Below are 19,421 nucleotides of genomic sequence, written 5' to 3'. Positions count from 1 at the left end.
AAACACCTCCGCCCGCCCCCGCTCCCCGCCCTCGCCCCCCGCGCCACCCCCGGCCTTATCCCCCTGCTACCCCACACACCGCCCCTCCCCATCCCCCCACCCGGGTCGGCCAGCGGTCGCTTCGGTTCCGAGCTGTCACGTGGTCGGGACCAACCCGACTGAGCCGCTCAGCCGTGCGTGGTCATACGAGTGAGCCGCTCAGCCGTGCGTGGTCATACCGCCGTCGACCGGGATGACCGCACCGGTGAGATAGGCGCCAGCCCGAGACGCCAGGTAGATCGCCGTACCGGCCATGTCGGCAGAACACCCGATTCGTCCCAGTGGCACCTGTTGCGCGATTGCTGCCCGGCTGGCCGGATCGTCCAGCGCGAAGGCCATCATCTTGCTCTCGAACGGTCCGGGCGCGATCGCGTTCACCGTGATGTGCTCCCGTGCGAGTTGATGGGCCAGGGTGCGGGTGAGCATATGGACTGCCGCTTTGGTGGCCGAATACGCATAAACCTCCATCGAAGGGACCCGCATCCCGTCGACGGAACCGATGTTGATCACCCGAGCCGGGTCCTCGGCGTCCGCTGCGGCCCGCAACGCGGGCAACAGCGCCGTGGTCAGCCGGAAGACCGCCTTGACGTTGACCGCCCAGAGCTTGTCGAACGCGGCCTCCGGATACGCCTCCAGCGGCGCACCCCAGGTGGCCCCGGCGTTGTTCACCAGTACGTCGAGCGCGGGCCCGTGGGCTCGTACCGCGTCGGCGAGATGATCGGCTCCCTCCGTCGTCGACAGGTCCGCCGCAATGGCGGTGCAGTTGCCCACCGCCGACAACTCCTTCGCGACGGCGGCACAGACATCCGCCTTCCGCGACGAGATGATCACGTCCGCGCCGGCTTCGACGAAACCCCGCGCGATCATCAGGCCGATGCCGCGCGAACCTCCCGTGACCAGAACCTTCTTGCCCTCCACCGCAAACAGCCCCGGCATGGCCAACCTCTCCAGGAATCGTCTCCGTTGGCCCGACCACACCGGCCGGCGCCAGTCCCATGGTGGGCCGAACCTAGCCGCGCCGATGACCGACGACAAGCCCGGGAAGTTTGGTGAGGCATCGACCCGGGCACTTTTCCGAGCACCCCCGGTTGACAGTCATGAAGGGAGCACAGCCATGGGTCTGATGTTCCGCAAGCGCAAGAAGTTCGGTCCGCTGATCCTGAACTTCACCGAGAACGGCTTCTCCTCGTGGAGCGTGAAGCTGGGCCGCTGGTCCTGGAACTCCCGGGCTCGGGCCCACCGGGTCGATTTGCCCGGACCGCTCTCCTGGAAGCAGGACAAGTCGCGAGCACGGTGACGCAGAACCTGTTACAACCGGGCCGGCTGCTCCGGTGACCCAGCTGCGATGATCACGTCACCGGCCAGCCGGCCCGGTTGCGGGTCGCGGGTGATCTCTCCGGTGTCGAGCAGCCCGGTCAGCGCGGTGAGCGTGTCGGTCGCTCGGTAGATCGTCTCCGCTGCGGTGAACTGTCGTAGTTCGGTGACCGAACACGGGCCGACCTCGGCAAGCCGGTGCAGCAGCGCCCGGCGCAGTGGTTCGACGGGCGGCTCCGGGGAGATCTCCACCGGCTCCGCCGCCGGATCCCGCGGATCGCGGTAGCGCACTCCGGCGGACCCGTCCATGGCCCACATGGCCTCCTTGAACGCGTCGAGGCTGCGGCCCAGTGAGGTGGCGAAGACGAGCAGTCGTGTGGTCCCGACGCCGACCAGTTCGACCGCGGTCACCAGAGGAAAGCCGGCGTCGGTCAGGATCCGACGATGGTCCAGCTTCGCCCGGGCCTGCGGGCCGAGTAAGAGCAGCGTCTCGCCGGGACGTCCGGTGGCGGCCACGGCCGCGAGCGTGCTGCTGCTCGGTGCCGCGCCGACCGCAGCGTCCAGATAGGCCAGTACGGGTGCACCGGCCGCACCAGCTGCCCGCAGGATCGCCGGCAGTTGTTCGTGGCCACCGGCGACGAGGTGCACGCCCACCTCAGCTGGCAGCTCGGCTTGGGCCGCGCCGACGCGTACCGTGAGGTCGTCATTCGGCGCGGCAAGCGCGACCACGGTGAGCCAACAACGCCGCAGGTCCCCGGGGAACCGGGCGAAGAACCGGATCGTGGCTTCGGCGGTGCCCTGGTCGGGTCCACCGTACGCCTGAGCGAACGTCGCCCGCCGGGCTCGCCGCAGCGCCGTCGGCCCCCAGTGTTCGAGGTAGCGGACGAGCAGGTCGCGTGGGACGGTGTTGATCGCTTCTACGGACATGCAGTGGTTCTACCCTGGGGCGACTCCGGCTGTCACACCAGCCGGGAGATACCGACGCCGCCTCGGGTCTGGCCGCCGTAGCGCTGCTTCTCCCGGGCCAGGTCGAGCCGACCGATCCGTTTGCGGGAGGCGAGCGCCTGCTCGTCGAGTTGGTCGGCCGGGACCAGCCAGACGATCTCGAACTCCAGACCGTCCGGGTCGTGACCGTAGAGACTCTTGGTAGTGCCGTGGTCCGAGCTACCGGAGAGCGCGCCGGCCTCGGCCAGGCGATCGGCCAGCGCCGCCAGATCGTCGAGGGTGTCGACCTCCCAGGCAAGGTGGTAGAGGCCGACGCTGGTCCGGCCGGCCCCGGACGGGCCGGCGGCGGCACCGAGTTCGAACAGACCAAGGTCGTGGTCGTTGGTCGAGTCGGGCGCCTGGAGGAAGGCGGCACCGGTGAAGTGGTCCGGCGTCATCGGGATCAGCCGGAAGCCCAGGACGTCCCGGTAGAAGGCGACGCTCCGGGCAAGATCGCGGACAAAGAGCACGGCGTGGTTGAGGCGGTGAATACCCATGTCCACTACGGTAGCGCAGATAATTGAACGTTCAACTACCTGGTTATGATGGCGGACATGACGCGCTGGCTCGATGTCGACGAACAACGCACCTGGCGGGCGTTCCTGGCCGCCTCCCGGGCCCTGATGGAACACCTCGACCGCGAGCTGCAACGAGACGCGGGAATGCCGCACGCCTACTACGAGATCCTGGTCCGGCTCTCCGAAAGCACCGACCGGCAGCTGCGGATGAGCGACCTCGCCGAGGCGACCAACTCCTCCCGGAGCCGGCTCTCGCACGCCATCACCCGCTTGGAGGAGGCGGGCTGGGTCCGACGCGAGAGCTGCCCCAGCGACCGCCGGGGCGCGTTCGCCGTACTCACCGACCAGGGTTACGAGATACTCGCCGCCGCCGCGCCCGGCCACGTCGAGGGAGTCCGTCGACACCTGTTCGACCAGCTCAGCCCCGCTCAGGTCGACCAACTCCGGCAGATCAGCGAGACATTGATGAACCATTTCGCCGCTGATCGACCGACATCATGACTAAATCGCGACTCAACGTCCCCTTGTACTGACCGTCGCCGGGCACGCACGATGAGGCGTGTCTTCCGGCCTCGACGACCTCCTCGCCCAGGCGCACGACCTCGTAGCGGCGGGCGACCTGGCTGGCGCCCAGGAGCTGCTCGGTGACGTGCTGAGCAATGCCGACCCCCGGCCCGGTCACGCCTCCCCCGACCTGGCTGAGGCGGCCAGCCTCCAGGCCAGGGTGTTGGTAACCCTCGGCGAACCGCACTCGGCCAGAGGCTGGGCTGCCTTCGCGTACGCGGCGGCCACCCGGCTGTACAGCCCCACCGATCAACGGACCGTTGCCGCGGCGGCCACCCTCGCTGCCGTACTTCACCGGGTCGGCAACTACGCACGGGCAGCCCGCCTCTACCAGGACGTGATCATCGAGCTGACCGCGACCGACGGCCCCGAATCACTCCGGGTCCTCGCCGCACACGCCGACCTGGCCACCGTCGAGTACGCCCAGGGCGAGTGTGAGGTGGCCCGGGAGCGGATGGCGGACGCGTGGGAGATGCACCGTGAGGTGTACGGCGACGCTCACCTCAGTGGAATCAAGATGCTGGCCCGGCTCGGTGCCATGCAGCGGGATTGCGGGCACTTCACCGAGGCGCACGAGCACCTCGCCCTGGCCCGGGAGTTGTGCCGTACCAATCTGCCGGCTGACCACCCGCTCGCGATCCAGGTAGCCGCGCTGGCCAGAGCGGCCGCCAACCCGGATCATGTCTGCGCCGAACCCGCGCCTGCGGCAACCGTCCCCGCCCCTCGGGTCTCCCTCGACGCAGCAGCCGATTGGCCGGTAGACGAGCCGGGTTACGCCCCTCCGGCGGGTTGGGCCGACTCTACGGCCGATTCTGCGGTCGAATACGAACCGGCCGAGCCCGCGCTGCCGCCGGCCGTACCGCCGCTGGTTGGTGCAGCTCCGGCGACCGTACCGCCGCTGGTGGGCGGGGATTCTGCGGGCGACCACTCACCGGCGCCGGATAGTGGCAGCAGAATCGAGTCCGACGGGGTATACCGGGTGCGTAACCTGCCGGAGGTTCGCCGGACGACCCTGCCGGTGCCGGTGCCGATCCCGCCTCCCCCGCAGCAGCCATCGCGTCGGAGACTGTCGATCGTCCTCGCCGGCCTGACGGTCGTACTGCTCGGCACGGCGGCCGTCATCGCGGGCTTCACCCTGGTCGACGACGCGGAGCCGGAGTCAACCGGCCCGGCGGCCACCACCCCTCCCCCCGGGCCGGGAGCCACCGACCCATCAGCCGCCCCGCCCAGCGGCGTGGCACTGCGGGACAACCGGGACAACGTCTCACTGAGCTGGGTCTATCCAGCAGGTAGCGAGGGGCCGGTGATCGTGTCCGGTGGCCGGGCCGGTCAGGAAGCCCGGGCGTTCAAGGAACTGCCGGCCGGCCGCACCAGCTACACCGTCCCCAACCTGAGTCGGAGCAACAACTACTGCTTCACCATCGCCATCGTCTACTCGGTGGACGTGGTGGCTCGGTCCGAGCCGGTCTGCACCACCCGGTCGGTTGGCTCGCCCACCAGCTGACCTGCCCCGCCCGTACTCTGAGGCGGCCCGCCTGACAGCGAGTGGCCCATCTCGCTTGCCGACTGTCGGCCCATCTCACTCGCCGACTGCCGGCCGGTTTCGATCGGTGCCGGATGGGCCGGCAGCCGTACCTGGACGCGCAGGCCGGGACGGGCGTCCGACAGCTCCACCGTGCCCCCCTGGCGGCGGACCAGATCCCGCACGATGGCGAGGCCGAGGCCGGAGCCGCCGGCGTCCCGCGCCCGCGCGTCGTCCAGGCGGGTGAACCGGTCGAAGACCCGCTCCCGGTCTGCGGCCGGGATGCCCGGTCCATCGTCGATCACGGTCACCACGTGGTACGTCGAATCACCCCGTCCCGCATCGGTAGCGTGCAGCGTCACCTTGTCACGGGCATGGCGTACCGCGTTGTCCAGCAGGTTCGCCACCACCCGGTCCACCGCGTCGCGCTCTCCTACCGTCCACAACGGATCGCTCGGCGGCACCACCTTCACCGGCGGCGAGGGGTAGCGGTCGGCGACCGCGACCAGCAACTCGCCCAACTCGACCGGCCCGCTCGCGACCCGGTGCCCGGAACCGGCGTCGTCCGCGCGGGCGAGCAGCAGCAGATCGTCGACGAGGCGACTCAGCCGCACGGTGTCGACGAGCAGGTCCTCGGTCACCGCCGGCCAGTCGGTACGCGTACCGAGCCGCTGGGCGACCTCCAGCTGGGTCCGCATGTTCGCCAGCGGGCTGCGCAGTTCGTGGGCGGCGTCAGCGACGAAGGCCCGCTGCCGGGTACGGGCCGACTCCAGCCGGTCCAGCATGCCGTTGAGAGTCACCGCCAGCCGGTGGATCTCGTCCCGGGAAGCCGGAACCGGCAACCGGCCGCCCCGGGCACTGCCGGTAATCTCCTCCGCCCCGGTCCGCAGCGCCTCGACCGGCCGCAGGGTCGCCCCGACGACCCGCCACGCCACCGTGGCGAGCGCCGCCACCAGCAGCGGGAAACTGATCAGCAGGATGATCCGGACCATGTGCACGCTGTGCTTGACGTCCGCCATCGACTTGGCCACCAGCACGGTCTGCGGGTCGTCCGGCGGGCCGGCGGGCACGGCGACCAGCCGTACCGGACCGTTCATCCCGACGCGCTGACCGGGCAGGAAGAGTCCGCCCCGGTCGCGTACCCGGGACAACTCTGTCGGGTTGAGCATCGGCACCAGCCGGTCGGCGTCGATCGAGGCAGCCCGAATCCGGTTCTGGTCGTCGACCACCTGGACGCGTACGTCACCGCCCGCCACCGGTAGCGGATCGGGCAGGGCGTTCGCGCTGGCCAGTCGCGCCACCGCGTCGCCGGTCTTGAACGCTTCGGTGTCCACGGTGCGTTGCAGGGCGTAGCCCAGCGCGCCGATCAACACTGCCCCGCCGGCTGCCAGCCCGACAGTCAGTCCCACCACGGTGAGGATCATGAGCCGGGCACGGAGGCTCTTCGTTAGGAAGGGGCCCTTCCTAGCGCTTTTTGCATAGGAAGGGCCCCTTCCTAACCAGCGGGTCATGTCGCGAGCCGGTAGCCGGCACCCCGCACGGTCTCCAGCCGGTGCCGGCCGATCTTGCGGCGCAGGTAGCCGATGTAGACCTCGACCGCGTTCGGCGCGGTGTCCATGCTGGCGTCCCAGACGTGGTCGAGTAGTTCGGTCTTGGAGACCACTGCCCCGGCCCGGCGGATCAGGTATTCCAGCAGGGCGTACTCCCGGGCGGTGAGGCTGACCTCGGTGCCGTCGGAGACCACCCGTCGTTCGGCCGGATCGAGGCTGAGTTCACCGACGGTGAGTACCGCTGGACGTTGCGGTGCCCCCCGCCGGAGCAGTGCGCGCAACCGGGCCAGCAGCACCACGTACGAGAAGGGTTTGGTGAGGTAGTCGTCGGCCCCGCAGTCCAGGCCGTCGGCCTGGTCGTACTCGCCGTCCTTGGCAGAGAGCATGAGTACGGGCAGCCAGTGTTCCTCGGCACGCAGTTGCCGTACCACCCGGTAACCGGAGAGGCCGGGCAGCATCACGTCGAGGATCATCGCGTCGTACCCGCCATGTCGGGCCAGGTCCAGCCCGGTGGGGCCGTCCCCGGCCACGTCGACCGCGAACCCCTCCGCCTGGAGACCGCGTTGCAGCGCGCGGGCCAGGCGCACCTCGTCCTCCACCACCAGCAGTCGCACGAGCCAAGCGTGCCATCCACCATAGAGTCGACCCAAGGGTTCTCAGCCCGGTCACAGGCCACTACCGGCAGGATGGAGTCCGGAGGTGCCCAACATGTCAGTCTTCAGTTCCCGGCGGGTGTCCCGCTGGCTGATCCCGTCGGCCGCAGCAGTGGCGGTGATCGGCGGAGGTGCCGCGATCGGCACGTTCGCGGCGTCCGCCGATCCGAGTCTGCCGCCCCGCAGCGCCGCCCAACTACTGGTCGACCTACAAACCGCACGGCTGGACGGGCTGTCCGGCACCGTGGTGCAGCGCGCCGACCTGGGCCTGCCGGGCCTACCGGTTTCGGCTGGCCAGGGCAGCAGCGACCTGACCTCGCTGGTCTCCGGCACCCACACGCTCCGCGTCTGGTACGCCGGGCCGGACCAGGCCCGGGTCGCCCTGCTCGGCACGCTCGGCGAGAGTGACGTGATCCGTAACGGCGACGATCTGTGGTTCTGGAACAGCCGTACCAATTCGGCGACGCATCGGAGGCTGCCGAGCAGCCAGACCGGCCAGCCGACGGATCGACCCCTGCACCCGGACGGCCTGCCGGCGACTCCACAGGAGGCCGCCGACCGGGTACTGGCAGCGGTCGACCCGAGCACCGAGGTGACCGTGGGCCGGTCCGCGAAGATCGCCGGCCGGAACGCCTACGAACTGGTGCTCTCCCCCCGGGACGACGCGTCGCTGGTCAGCCAGGTCCGGATCGCGATCGACGCACAGGAGTACGTACCGTTGCGCTTCGAGGTCTTCGCCGAGGGGACCGACCAGCCGGCCTTCGAGATGGCCTTTACCCAGGTCAGCTTCGACCGGCCCGACCCGGCGCAGTTCGTCTTCAACCCGCCGCCGGGCACCCAGGTGACCGAGGAGTCCGGGCTGCCGGGGCGCGACGCCCAGGGGCCAGCGGGGCCGGGGCGTGACGCCGAGGTGCCGACCGGACCGGGGCGCGGCCCGCAGCATGCTGACGGGTCGGGGACGCAGTGGCAGACCGAGGGCACGGGGTGGACCACGGTCCTCGTCGCCCGTACCGCACAGTCAACCGCTGGGGCCGAGCCGGCGGAGCGGTTCGCGGGGCTGCTCGACCGGTTGCCCAAGGTCGACGGTGCCTGGGGTAGCGGACGTCTGCTGACCGGCAAGCTGTTCAGTGCTCTGCTCACCGACGACGGTCGGATCCTGGTCGGCGCGGTTCGCCCCGAGCGGCTGTACGAGGTGGCCGCCCTCCGGCGGTGAGGTTCCGGCAAGAGTTCGTCCGGCGCCAGCGGCGGAGACGCGGGCGCTCAGGACGGTAGGCGCCAACCGATCGCGGCCAGGAGCGCCTGCGCGATGACCGCGTGGCCGGGCAGGTTGGGGTGGATTCGATCATGCGCCCACTGCCCGGCCGACGTGGTGGCCAGCACCCGGTCGAAGGCGGCCTGGGTCGGTACGTGCACCGCGTCGAACTCGGCGGCCAGGGCGTGGACCATCCGCAGGTAGTCGTCGGTCTGGGCGCGCTGCGGCTCGCCTCGATCAGGCTCGATCAGGTACGGGTCGATGAGGATCAGTCGGCAGCCGGTGGTCTTGACGGCCCGGCTCAGCAGGTCCCGCAGGGTCGACTCGTATTCCTCGATCGGCACGCCCTGGTCGGGCTGGTCGCCGAAGAACCGCCAGACGTCGTTGATGCCGATCTTCACCACCAGCCAGTCCGGCCGTTCGGCGAGCACGTCCCGATCCCAACGGGTCACCAGGTCGCGTACGGTGTCTCCGCTGACGCCTCGGTTGACCCAGGTCAGCCCCAGTTCGGGATAGGTCGCGGTGACCATCGCCCGGGTGAGGTTGACGTAGCCGTCGCCGTGCGGGGCGGCCCGGTCGCGGCGACCGCAGTCGGTGATGCTGTCGCCGACGAAGACGATGCGCTGCCCAGCCGAAAAGATCATGCCGCTACTCCCCTGACCCGTCGCCATCGCGCGCGCTCGCCACCGCTTGAATGACCAGCGCACACGCTGCACGCAGTCTTGGCCGGGCGGTGCGGAACGCGCTATTCTTCGTCGTTGCTAAACACAAAAAGAACGGCAAAGAATGCCGTTCTCGCGGGAATTTTATTTGATAGGGAGAAAGCTTGTCAAGCTACTCCGGCCACTCGACCGGGCCGCGCCTCGATGAGCAGATCGACGAGATCGGTGTCGAGCAGGAACACGTCTCGCTGCTCTACCGTCGCCTCGACGACCTGCGCGAGCAGGCGGCAAACCGGCTGTCCGAGGCGCTGCGCAACACCGGCGGCACACAGCAGGAGCGGTCCCAGCGGGAAAGCACCGTGGGCATGTACACCGAGCAGGTCGAACAGTTCGGTGCCGTGGAGAGTGGCCTCTGCTTCGGTCGGCTCGACCTCGACAATGACGAGCGGCACTACATCGGCCGGATCGGGATCTTCGACGACAGCGACGACTACGCGCCGCTGTTGATGGACTGGCGGGCTCCGGCCGCCCGCCCCTTCTACCTCGCCACCGCCGCCGCACCGCAGGGGGTGCGGCGTCGCCGGCACATCCGCACCCGGCAACGGAAGGTGATCGGCCTCGACGACGAGGTGCTGGACCTGACCCTGGCTCGGCGCTCCGGTCGCGACGACCTGACCGGTGAGGCGGCGCTCTTCGCCGCGCTGAACGCCAGCCGTACCGGCCGGATGAGCGACATCGTGGAGACCATCCAGGCCGAGCAGGACCGGGTGATCCGGGCGGACCTGGCCGGCGCGCTGGTCGTACAGGGTGGGCCGGGCACCGGCAAGACGGCGGTCGCGCTGCACCGCGCGGCGTATCTGCTCTACACCCACCGCCAACTGCTCTCCACCCGGGGCGTGCTGCTGGTCGGACCGAACGACACGTTCCTGCGCTACATCTCCCAGGTGCTGCCCGCCCTCGCCGAGACCGGTGTGCTGCTGTCCACCCTCGGGGACCTCTATCCCGGGGTGACCGCCCGGCGGGCCGAACCGGCCGAGACCGCCGAGATCAAGGGCCGCCCGGAGATGGTCGAGGTACTGGCCGCGGCGGTACGCGACCGCCAGCGGGTCCCCGACGAGCCGGTGGAGGTCGTGGTCGAGCGGGACACCCTGGTGCTCGACCCGCAGACCTGCGCCGAGGCCCGGGACCGGGCCCGGCGCTCGGGCAAGCCGCACAACCTGGCCCGGCCGCTGTTCGAGGTCGAGATCATCCACGAGTTGGCCCGGCAGGTCGCCGAGCGGATCGGCGCCGACCCGCTCGGCGGGGAGAACCTGCTCGACGAGGCGGACGTCGCGGAGATCCGCCGGGAGCTACGGCAGGAACCGGAGGTGCTGGCCACCCTGGACTGGCTGTGGCCGATCCTCACCCCGCAGCAGCTGCTGGCCGGCCTCTATGCCTCGGAGGATCGACTGGCGACCGCCGCCCCGGAGCTGACCGAGGCGGAACGCGAACTGCTGCGCCGCGAACCGAGGGGCGGGTGGACGCCGGCCGACGTACCGCTGCTCGACGAGGCGGCCGAACTGCTGGGCGAGGACGACCGGGGAACCCGGACGCGGGCCGCGCGGACCCGCCAGCAGCAGATCGAGTACGCCGAGGGCGTGCTGGACATCGCGTTGGGTTCCCGCTCGATCGACCTGGAGGACGAGGAGGAGGGCGAGATCCTCTCGGTCACCGACCTGCTCGGGGCCGACCGGCTGGCCGACCGGCAGGAGGACGGGGAGCGGCTGACCACGGCCCAGCGGGCGGCCGCCGACCGGAAGTGGGCCTTCGGGCACATCATCGTGGACGAGGCGCAGGAGCTGTCGCCGATGGCCTGGCGGCAGCTGATGCGTCGTTGTCCCAGCCGGTCGATGACCCTGGTCGGCGACGTGGCGCAGACCGGGGCGCTGGCTGGCACGTCGTCCTGGCAGCAGACGCTGGAGCCGTACGTGGCGGATCGCTGGCGGCTGGAGGAGTTGACGGTCAGCTACCGTACGCCCGCCGAGATCATGGCGGTGGCGGCCGAGGTGCTGGCGGAGATCGATCCGACACTCACCCCGCCCCACCCGGTACGGGAGACCGGCGTCCCGCCCTGGGATGTGTCGGTGCCACCGGCCGAACTGGCCGACCGGCTCGTCGCGGAGGTCCGCCGCGCTGCGGTCGAGGTGGGCGAGGGCCGGGTCGGCGTGATCGTGTCCGGCAGCCGGATCGACGAGTGGGGTGGGGCCGTCACGGCCGCGTTGCCCGAGGCGACGGTGGGCGACCAGCCGGAGCTGATCAACCCGGTGGTGCTGCTGACCGTGGCCCAGGCCAAGGGGTTGGAGTTCGACACGGTCCTGGTGGTCGAGCCGGAACGGATCGTCGCGGAGTCCACTCGGGGCCGCAACGACCTGTACGTGGCACTGACCCGGGCGACCCAACGGCTCGGCGTGCTACGCACGGCCTGACCGCTGCCCTATCCAGAGCGGACTGCCCTCCGGTAACGCCATTTCCACTGGGGCGTGACCAGCACCCCATCGGCGACTACCCTAAGTGGTCAGACAGGCACCGCAGGCTACGTAGTGGATCGCCCGCCGGAGGTACGTCCATGCCCGACACCGCCACCGAGACAACAATCGGAACTCCCGCCGCCCAGCATGCCCCGGACCGGGTGGAGTCGGTACTACCGGAACTAAGGGCAATGTGGTGGGAAACGGGGGTGCGGGCGCGGTCGGAGGTGGGCCTGCTCGCGGTCTTCGCCGAACTGCCCCGACTGGTCGCTCAGGCCGTCGCGACCAGCTGGCGGGCGGACCGGGTCCGCACCTCCGTCGTCGCCGGTACGACCATCGGTGCCGGCGTGATGGCGGCCTTCGGGCTGTTGGCGACCCAGCGGGTCCTGATGGAGCTGTTCGCAGGCGGGCCGACCGCGGACAAGGTGGTCGCGGCCTTGCCCGCGCTCGCCGTGCTGGCCGGGGCGACCGCGCTACGTGCGGGGATGGGGATCGCCACCGGGTACGCCCTGAACGGCCTGACCCCCCGGGTGAGCCAGGTGGTGGAACGGCGACTGTTCGAGGTGACCACGGCGGTACGGCTGGGGGCATTCGACGAGGACGCGTTCGCCGACGACATGGAACGGGCCACCCGGGGCACGGACTCGGCCATCTCGCTGGTGCCGGCATCGATGAACCTGCTCGCCAGCCTGGCGGGTCTGGTCGCGGTGGGGATCGCGGTCGTGGTGATCCACCCGCTGCTGCTGGTGGCCTTGCTGGTCGCGACGCTGCCGAAGGCATGGGCGTCCCTGCGGGCGGGACACATCCAGCATCAGAGCTACACCGCCGGCTCGGTGCGACGACGTCGCCTGTGGCTGTTGCGACGGTTGATGGCCGAACGGCAATCAGCGCCGGAGCTGCGCTCGTACGGGCTGCGCCAGTTCCTACTCAACCAGTACGACCGGGTCATGGAGGTGGAGACCAACATCGAGATCGCCCTCGCCCGCCGGGTCACCACGACCACCACCGTCGGGTCGATGATCGGGGGTGTCGCGACCGGCGCGGTGTACGTCCTGCTCGGGCTGCTGCTGATCGACGGGCAGATCCCGCTCGCCGCCGCGGCGACCTGCGTGGTCGCGGTACAGTCCGCACAACGCTCCCTGTCCAACCTCACCTTCCAGGTCGACGGCGTCTACACCGAAGGGCAGCACTTCGGTGACTACACCGGCTTCATGGCCCGCGCCACCGCCCATCTACCCGAGCCACCTACCGGCAACGGCGGGACCGGGCCCGCCGCGCCCGGCAAGCTGTCCGAGTTGACGGTCCACGATGTCAGCCTGAACTACCCCGACCGGGACACTCCGGCGGTCGATGGCGTGACCCTGACCATCACGGCCGGGCAGACGGTCGCGTTCGTCGGGGAAAATGGTTCTGGCAAGTCCACCCTCGCGGCGATGATCGCCACTCTTCGTGCCCCGACCGCAGGCACCATCTGCTGGAACGGCCAGCCCTTGCCGCACTGGGACGTCAACGCGTTACAGTCGCGCATCGCGGTGATCACCCAGGAATACCACAAATGGCCGTTCACCGCGGCGACGAACATCGCCCTCGGCGACGTGGACAGTGAGGCTCGCCAGGACCGAATCGAGGCCGCCGCTGCCCGCGCCGTCGCCCACGACATGATCAAAGACCTGCCGTACGGGTACGAGACCCTGCTCGACCGCACCTTCGCCAACGGCCAGGACCTCTCCGGGGGACAGTGGCAGCGCATCACCGCTGCCCGTGGCTTCCTTCGCGACGCAGAGCTGCTGATCATGGACGAGCCATCCTCGGCACTCGATCCCCGCGCCGAGGACGCCCTGTTCCAGGCCATCCGCGACCGGCAGGGACACGCAACCACCATCCTCATCACGCACCGACTGGCCAACGTTCGTCATGCCGACCAGATCTTCGTGCTGCATCACGGCAGGCTGGTCGAAGCCGGCAGCCATGACGAACTCATCGCCGCTGGTGGCCGGTACGCCGAACTGTTCGCCCTGCAAGCCGCCGGATACGACGTCACCCCATCCGCCGACCGGGTGACCACCCCACGACAGCGCCCACTCACCGCATCCTGAGGACCGCTCGTGGCCAATGTCATTCCCACCGGCAGCACAGACACCATCCTTGTCTGCATTCGCGGCAACTCCGGCTCAGGCAAGACCACCATCGCCCGCGAACTGCGGCGGCGGCACGGCCGTGGCTGTGCCCTTGTCGAGCAGGACTATCTACGCCGCGTCGTGCTACGCGAACACGACCGGCCCGGCGGCCTGGCACCTGCGCTGATCGCCCAGACCGTACGACTCGCACTCGACCACGGCTACCACGTGGTCTGTGAGGGCATCATGAACACCAGCCGTTACCGCGACATGCTCACGTCACTACGCGACGGACATCGCGGACGGTCCCTCTTCTGTTACTTCGACGTCTCCCTGCCCGAGACCCTACGTCGCCATGCCACCCGTCCTCAGGCCAGTGAGTTCAGCGCGCAGGACATGAGCGGGTGGTACACGCCGCGCGATGTCCTCGACTGGCCTGATGAGTTGATCATTGACGAGACCAGCACGTTGGTAGACACGATCTCCGTCATCTCGGCCGCTGCCGGACTGCCTCAGAACAGCCGCGACGACCATCTGCCGCCTACCGCGATCGCACAGCTGAAGAGCTTCTCGACCTGACCCTCGACGGTCAGTTGGTGTGGGTGGACTGGTCGCTGGTGGCCCCGCCCGTCGGGGTGCCCAGACCGCCGGTGGTCGCGTCCCCGGTGGTGGTGGGTGCGACATCGCCGCCCGGAGGTCGAGGACGTCGCCGGACGCTGGCCGGCCCGGCGGTGCCGCCGGTGGTGGTGACCACGCCGCGATTCCGGGTCGGCCCACCGTCGCGGAGGACCTCCGGCCCGACCGCCGCGTCCGCGATGTCCTCCTCCTCGTGGTCCTGCACCTCCCGCCACTCGTCGGTGGCCGGCAGGGTCACCTCGGCCGCCGCGCCCGGGGCGTAGTCGCTGTCACCACCGCCGAGCCGTTCTGCGGCTCGACGCCTCGATTCGCGTTTCTCGTCGTTCTCGCGCACGTCCACCACCTCGCCGGGTCGTCGTTCCCGCTGCCTCCCCACGGATGGATCGCCTAAACGCGGCCCGACGTCCCGCTCCGGGGTGTTCCTCCCCGGTCGTACCTGATCAATGCGCGTCCTCCCAATCGATGATCGGCAGAATGCGTTCGGCCGAGGGCGGTCGGGCGATCCGATCCCCTCGGCCGAACGGCCGGTTGATGGCGCACCGGCTACTCGCCGAAGTCGCCCCCGTCGTCGTCGCCACCGTCGAACATGTCGTCCATGATCTCCCCGGCGATCATGCCGCCGGCCAGACCGAGCGCGGCACCGGCGACCACGCCGCCCATGCCCGAGCCCCGGCCATGCCCGCCCCGGTGTCCCGAGTGGCCGTGGAAGGCCGGACCACCGGGGTGGAACTGGCTGCCGTAGTGGCTGACCATCTGGCTGATCCAGCCCTCGACCAACCGGGTCCAGTCGACCTGGTCGACGTTGGCGTGCTCGACGACGTACCGGCCGAAGGTGTCGTGGCTGCCGCCGAACATCCCGCCCCGCCGGTCGCACTCGATGACCACGTCGACGCTGTGCGGGTTGGTGATGAAGGTGAGTTCAAGCTCCTTGATCGCATGCGCGTACTGCGGCGCGGCGAAGAACTCGATCTCCTGGTAGAAGGGCAGCGTCTGCCGTACGCCCCGGATGTGCCCGCGCTCCACGTCGGCCTTCTTGAACTGGAAGCCGAGCCGGGAGAATGCCTCCAGGATCTTCTCGTGCACCGGCAGCGGGTGCACGGAGACCAGGTCGAGGTCGCTCTTGTCCACCGCCCGGGCCACCGCCAGCTCGGTACGCAGGCCCATGGTCATGCCGCGAAGGCGCTGGCCGTAGACGTCGGTGATCGGGGTCTCCCAGGGCACCGGCAACTGGAACGGGATGGACATCTGCTGCCCCGGGGCCAACTGCATCGCACCGGCCACCTGCATCCGATGGAACTCCATCACTCCGGTGTACTCGCTGCCACCGCCCTCGATCTCGACCTGGGTCACCAACGCCAGGCTGATCTGTTCGATCCGGGCCTCGGTCTCGCCGCCGCGCAAGTTGACGTGCCCATCGAGGGACAGTCCCGGCCGGGTGTTCGGGTTGGACAGAACGGTGTCCACGGTCGGGCCACCAACCCCGAACGCGCTCAACATCTTCTTGAAGACCATCGGGTTACTCCCTGTAACGGGCGCTGGTAGCGCAAAAAACTCCGGTGTGGGTGTCCATGACAGAACAGCACACCTGAGGCGACCTTACCGATCGCGGCTGAGAGGTGGCTGAAAGCATCGACGCCGCCGTTGACCAGCGTACGGACAGGCGAAAGGGCGGGCCGGGAATCCCGACCCGCCCGTCGATCATCCGATCAGGCCGCAGCCTTCCAGGCTTGCAGGTTGTTGAACCGCGCCTCGGTGATCCGAGTGGCGTGGTTGTAGGTGTCGTGCGGGTATCCATCGTGCGGGAACCCGTAGGCGTGAATCGCCATCGAGCAGTATCCGGTGCAGAACGAACTGCCGGATGCACGGTTCTGGTAGACCGCACTTCCACTCATTCCACCGATGGTGTCGTTGGTGTAGAAGATCTGGTTGGTCTGACTTACTGCGACCGTACGGGAAACGGAATCCCCCCGCCATTGCTGACCGAAGGTCTTGTCACCCGGGTAACCGTTGATCAGCGTGCTGGTGCCGGCCAGGCTGGCCGACTGCCACCAGTATCCGAACCAGCCGGTGGTGTTGCCGATGGTGCAGTTCAGCTTGAGCGCACCGTAGTCGTACTCCTCGTTGCCGTCGGTCGTCCAACCGGTCACCGAGTGCGACTGCCGAACGGTGCACGAGCCGTACGGGGTGGACGAGCCGTCACGGCCCGGCCAGACCGTCAGGCCGGTGTACCAGGAGCCGCTGCTGCCGCCGCTGTGTACGCAGTGGCCTGCGGTGGCGACGATGTCCGGCCCGTAGAGCCAGCCGGTGCAGTGGGCCGCACCGTTACGGGTGATCTGCACGACCGCCCGCGCCGGGAACGACGTCGCCGGGGTGATCTGGATCCGGTTGTCCGGCCCGTAGATCGACTCGGTGCCGATTGCCGTGCTGGACGCGCCGCTCGGCGCGGTCGCGTTCGGGAACGGCACCTTGCCGGTGCCGACGAAGCTGGACTCTCCCTGCACCGAGGCGCGGGCTGCGACCGAGACGGCGACCCCGTTACTGGCTGTCGGCACGTCTGGACTGGCCGACGGCTTCGCGGCGCTGACCGGCGCCGTCACGCCGGCCAACGCCGCCGTCGACAGCAGCAGGGCAGCAGCCAGGCTACGCAGCCCGACCCGCCCCATTCCTCTTCGTACGTCCATCAGGTCTTCCCTCCCCTTCTCCGCACGGTCTCGACAAAGACACGGCGGAATTCCAGTCACAGCCGCCCCGGCTGGACCGGACAATCATGATGATGTGATCTCCCCCAACAGTCCGATGACCTCGAACTGCTCACGCCGACCACTTTAGAGGCCGGAATTCCAATCGGGAACAACCACCGATGACAACCGTTTGACAATCACCCTGTCCGATGCGCGACATCGCCACCCGATATCACCTAGGAAACAGATCCACATGAATAGGTTTGGCATTATTCGATATTCGCCGGCCGCATGTCGGCGACGCGGGCGGGGTGGTCGGGCAACCCGGACCTCCGGACACCGCACCGCCTGGTGGCGGGGGTGGCCCCACCACCAGACGCGGTGTCATCGCTTCGTCAACTGGCGACGCAGCGGAGAACCGGCACGCTGTTGGCCCCCTGCCAGGCCCCGAGGAAGCCGAAGGTCGTGCTCGCCCCGGCAGCCAGCCCCCCGTTGTAGGCAAGGTTCCGCGCGGTGACACTCGGTCCCGCTCCCGACAGCGTCGCATTCCACACCTGGCTGATCGTCTGCCCGTCGGCGTACGTCCAGCTGACCGTCCAGCCACTGATCGACGTGCCGCCCGCGGTCACCCGTACCTCGGCCTGGAAACCACCGGGCCACTGGTTGCCGACCGAGTAAGTCGCGACACAGCCCACCGGTCCCGGGGGCGGGGTGGTCGGCCCCGCGGTCGGCGAAACCGTCGGTGAGGCCGTCGGCGAGTTGGTCGGTGAGAGAGTCGGGGTGGGACCGCCGAAGACCGTCGCCTCCCGGGCGGTCTGCCGGATCCCGTCGACACCATTGAAGATCCGCTGCCCCCAGCTGGTGAGCCGGGTGACGTCGAAGTCGGTGACCATGTCGAGATACTCGACCCCGCCCCCGTTGCCGCTCCACGACCAACCGAGATAGCCGATCCCGTTGGCCTGGCTGTACGACATGATGGTGGCCTCGTCCGGGTCACCGTCGGAGTGGTTGTGGCCGAACTCCCCCACCACGATCGGTAGTCCGGCGGCCCGGAACCGACCGAGATAGTCGGTGATCTCGGCGGCGGTGTCGAAGACGCCGTACATGTGGATGGCAAACAACGTGTTGCGATCCGGGTCACCGGCAAACACCGACGCCGCGTTGTCGCGCATGGTGAACGACCAGTCCTGCCCCCAGTTCGGCGCGTCCACCATGATGGTGTGGTCGAACCCGGCGTTACGTAGCCGCTGGATCGCGCCCGAGGTGTCGGCCGCCCAGCTTGCGTAGTTCTGGTTCCCGTACGGCTCGTTGCCGATGTTGACGATGACGTAGGGCTCCTGCCCGGCCAGGGCGCTGGCGATACTGAGCCAGTAGTCGACCGCCCGGTCCAGGCTGACCGCACCGCTCTGTTCGCCGTACCCGGTGGTGTCGTGCACCTCCAGGACGCAGATCAGCCGGTTCTGTCGACACAGCGAGACGACACTGGCCACGTCGGCGGCGTCGTTCCTGGTCCACCGGTCGCCACTGCTCAACACCACCCGTACGGTGTTCGCACCCAGCGACTTGATGTCGGCGAAGGCACCGGTCCGACTGGCGTACCAGGTATGTGCGTGGGAGACGCCGCGCATGACGAACTCGACGCCGTTCGCGTCGTACAGCCGTCCGTCGGCGACGTAGAGGCCGGTCGCCGCCTGCGCGGACTGTGGGGTGACGACGAGCAGGGAGAGGACAAGCGCGGCCAACGCCGCCGCGATGGTGGAAAGTCTGGTTTTCATGACCTACCTCAGGGAGGGGCCCCATGACGGGGTCGATGGTGTGTGGGTATCGGCGGCTGCAGCCCGACAGCCACCACCCGGCTCCCTGCGGTACGCGACGACCAGAGTATTCACATAGACGAATTCGAGCAATACTGTCCCGCCGCTCGGCGTGGTCGGGGCGCACCCGGTGGGGACAGCCGGAATACGCCGGAAAGGGGCCGCGGGGGCACACTCAGCGAGTGCGGCGGGGCGAGGATGCCGGTGACCTCGGCGACGGCGTCGCCGCCGGGCTAGGTGTAGCGCATGGCGGCCAGTACCGTCGAGCCAGGTGATGACTCGAAGCTAAGGCCAGTTACCTGCCCGCGAAGGCCTTGCCGGCGCTGATGATTCCCGTCAGCGCCGATCGTACGTCGTGCAGTTCGGCGATTCGAGTGTCGATGCGCCGCCGTTCCCGCTCGAACTCTGCGATGAGGTCCTCGCATCCGGGCGCGAGGAACCCTCCGTCGTCGACCATGCAGGGCAGGATCTCTCTGACCATGTCGCTGTTGAGGCCCGCCGCGATCAGGATCCGGATGCCGCTTCGCCGACCGGGCCGCCGCCCGCTCCAACCTGACGTCTTCGCCCAGCCCCAGCGCTTCACGCACATGCCGCACCACTACCTGCGG

18 protein-coding genes are annotated in these 19,421 nt (G+C 69.2%); 7 read left to right on the top strand and 11 right to left on the bottom strand.

Annotation, left to right across the window (positions count from 1 at the left end):
* Nucleotides 1-198: 198 nt before the first annotated feature.
* The gene (locus tag ACWDV4_RS20120; protein ID WP_449981006.1) at nucleotides 199-975 is read right to left on the bottom strand and encodes an SDR family NAD(P)-dependent oxidoreductase; all 777 of its coding nucleotides are present in this window, start codon (nucleotides 973-975) and stop codon (nucleotides 199-201) included.
* Nucleotides 976-1,153: 178 nt separating this feature from the next.
* On the opposite strand from ACWDV4_RS20120, the gene ACWDV4_RS20115 reads away from it, so the two are divergent.
* Nucleotides 1,154-1,336 (top strand): DUF4236 domain-containing protein, encoded by a 183-nt coding sequence (locus tag ACWDV4_RS20115; protein WP_449981004.1) that lies wholly within the window; start codon nucleotides 1,154-1,156, stop codon nucleotides 1,334-1,336.
* Between the two features lie 11 nt (nucleotides 1,337-1,347).
* On the opposite strand, the gene ACWDV4_RS20110 is transcribed toward ACWDV4_RS20115, so the two are convergent.
* Nucleotides 1,348-2,280 (bottom strand): hypothetical protein, encoded by a 933-nt coding sequence (locus tag ACWDV4_RS20110; protein ID WP_449981002.1) that lies wholly within the window; start codon nucleotides 2,278-2,280, stop codon nucleotides 1,348-1,350.
* Nucleotides 2,281-2,312: 32 nt separating this feature from the next.
* Nucleotides 2,313-2,834, bottom strand: coding sequence for a VOC family protein (locus ACWDV4_RS20105; protein ID WP_449981000.1), 522 nt, complete (start codon nucleotides 2,832-2,834; stop codon nucleotides 2,313-2,315).
* A gap of 48 nt (nucleotides 2,835-2,882) precedes the next feature.
* Here ACWDV4_RS20105 and ACWDV4_RS20100 point away from each other — a divergent pair, with 48 nt between their 5' ends.
* Nucleotides 2,883-3,356, top strand: a complete 474-nt coding sequence (locus tag ACWDV4_RS20100) for a MarR family winged helix-turn-helix transcriptional regulator (protein ID WP_449980999.1) — start codon at nucleotides 2,883-2,885, stop codon at nucleotides 3,354-3,356.
* Nucleotides 3,357-3,414: 58 nt separating this feature from the next.
* The gene (locus ACWDV4_RS20095; RefSeq protein WP_449980997.1) at nucleotides 3,415-4,923 is read left to right on the top strand and encodes a tetratricopeptide repeat protein; all 1,509 of its coding nucleotides are present in this window, start codon (nucleotides 3,415-3,417) and stop codon (nucleotides 4,921-4,923) included.
* Here ACWDV4_RS20095 and ACWDV4_RS20090 read toward each other — a convergent pair.
* Both ACWDV4_RS20090 and ACWDV4_RS20085 read right to left on the bottom strand, forming a co-directional pair.
* Nucleotides 4,851-6,365: an ATP-binding protein gene (locus tag ACWDV4_RS20090; RefSeq protein WP_449980995.1), complete on the bottom strand. Its 1,515-nt coding sequence runs from the start codon at nucleotides 6,363-6,365 to the stop codon at nucleotides 4,851-4,853. The genes ACWDV4_RS20095 and ACWDV4_RS20090 overlap by 73 nt on opposite strands.
* A gap of 83 nt (nucleotides 6,366-6,448) precedes the next feature.
* Nucleotides 6,449-7,105: a response regulator transcription factor gene (locus tag ACWDV4_RS20085; protein ID WP_449980993.1), complete on the bottom strand. Its 657-nt coding sequence runs from the start codon at nucleotides 7,103-7,105 to the stop codon at nucleotides 6,449-6,451.
* A 94-nt stretch (nucleotides 7,106-7,199) separates the two neighbouring features.
* On the opposite strand from ACWDV4_RS20085, the gene ACWDV4_RS20080 reads away from it, so the two are divergent.
* The gene (locus ACWDV4_RS20080) at nucleotides 7,200-8,357 is read left to right on the top strand and encodes a LolA family protein (RefSeq protein ID WP_449980991.1); all 1,158 of its coding nucleotides are present in this window, start codon (nucleotides 7,200-7,202) and stop codon (nucleotides 8,355-8,357) included.
* A 47-nt stretch (nucleotides 8,358-8,404) separates the two neighbouring features.
* Here ACWDV4_RS20080 and ACWDV4_RS20075 read toward each other — a convergent pair whose 3' ends face one another.
* Nucleotides 8,405-9,040 carry an SGNH/GDSL hydrolase family protein gene (locus ACWDV4_RS20075; RefSeq protein ID WP_449980989.1) on the bottom strand — a complete coding sequence of 212 codons (636 nt, stop codon included), beginning with the start codon at nucleotides 9,038-9,040 and terminating at the stop codon, nucleotides 8,405-8,407.
* 182 nt (nucleotides 9,041-9,222) lie between these two features.
* Between ACWDV4_RS20075 and ACWDV4_RS20070 the strand changes: the two genes are divergently transcribed.
* The 3 genes from ACWDV4_RS20070 to ACWDV4_RS20060 all read left to right on the top strand — a co-directional run bounded on the left by ACWDV4_RS20070 (nucleotide 9,223) and on the right by ACWDV4_RS20060 (nucleotide 14,261).
* Entirely contained in the window at nucleotides 9,223-11,523 is a 2,301-nt protein-coding gene (locus tag ACWDV4_RS20070) for a HelD family protein (RefSeq protein WP_449980987.1), read from the top strand.
* Between the two features lie 140 nt (nucleotides 11,524-11,663).
* Nucleotides 11,664-13,661: an ABC transporter ATP-binding protein gene (locus tag ACWDV4_RS20065; protein ID WP_449980985.1), complete on the top strand. Its 1,998-nt coding sequence runs from the start codon at nucleotides 11,664-11,666 to the stop codon at nucleotides 13,659-13,661.
* 9 nt (nucleotides 13,662-13,670) lie between these two features.
* A complete protein-coding gene (locus tag ACWDV4_RS20060; protein WP_449980983.1) occupies nucleotides 13,671-14,261 on the top strand; it encodes a kinase in 591 nt (196 codons plus the stop codon).
* Between the two features lie 10 nt (nucleotides 14,262-14,271).
* On the opposite strand, the gene ACWDV4_RS20055 is transcribed toward ACWDV4_RS20060, so the two are convergent.
* From ACWDV4_RS20055 to ACWDV4_RS20035, 5 genes are all read right to left on the bottom strand, one after another.
* Nucleotides 14,272-14,652, bottom strand: a complete 381-nt coding sequence (locus tag ACWDV4_RS20055; RefSeq protein WP_449980981.1) for a hypothetical protein — start codon at nucleotides 14,650-14,652, stop codon at nucleotides 14,272-14,274.
* A gap of 209 nt (nucleotides 14,653-14,861) precedes the next feature.
* Nucleotides 14,862-15,830, bottom strand: coding sequence for a sporulation protein (locus ACWDV4_RS20050; RefSeq protein ID WP_449980979.1), 969 nt, complete (start codon nucleotides 15,828-15,830; stop codon nucleotides 14,862-14,864).
* 194 nt (nucleotides 15,831-16,024) lie between these two features.
* Entirely contained in the window at nucleotides 16,025-16,999 is a 975-nt protein-coding gene (locus ACWDV4_RS20045; RefSeq protein ID WP_449980977.1) for a trypsin-like serine peptidase, read from the bottom strand.
* Between the two features lie 395 nt (nucleotides 17,000-17,394).
* Nucleotides 17,395-18,774 carry a cellulase family glycosylhydrolase gene (locus tag ACWDV4_RS20040; protein WP_449980975.1) on the bottom strand — a complete coding sequence of 460 codons (1,380 nt, stop codon included), beginning with the start codon at nucleotides 18,772-18,774 and terminating at the stop codon, nucleotides 17,395-17,397.
* Between the two features lie 334 nt (nucleotides 18,775-19,108).
* The gene (locus tag ACWDV4_RS20035; RefSeq protein ID WP_449980973.1) at nucleotides 19,109-19,402 is read right to left on the bottom strand and encodes a hypothetical protein; all 294 of its coding nucleotides are present in this window, start codon (nucleotides 19,400-19,402) and stop codon (nucleotides 19,109-19,111) included.
* Nucleotides 19,403-19,421: the final 19 nt, after the last annotated feature.

Source organism: Micromonospora sp. NPDC003197 (assembly GCF_053590565.1).
This window is presented reverse-complemented; position numbering and strand designations above follow the sequence as displayed.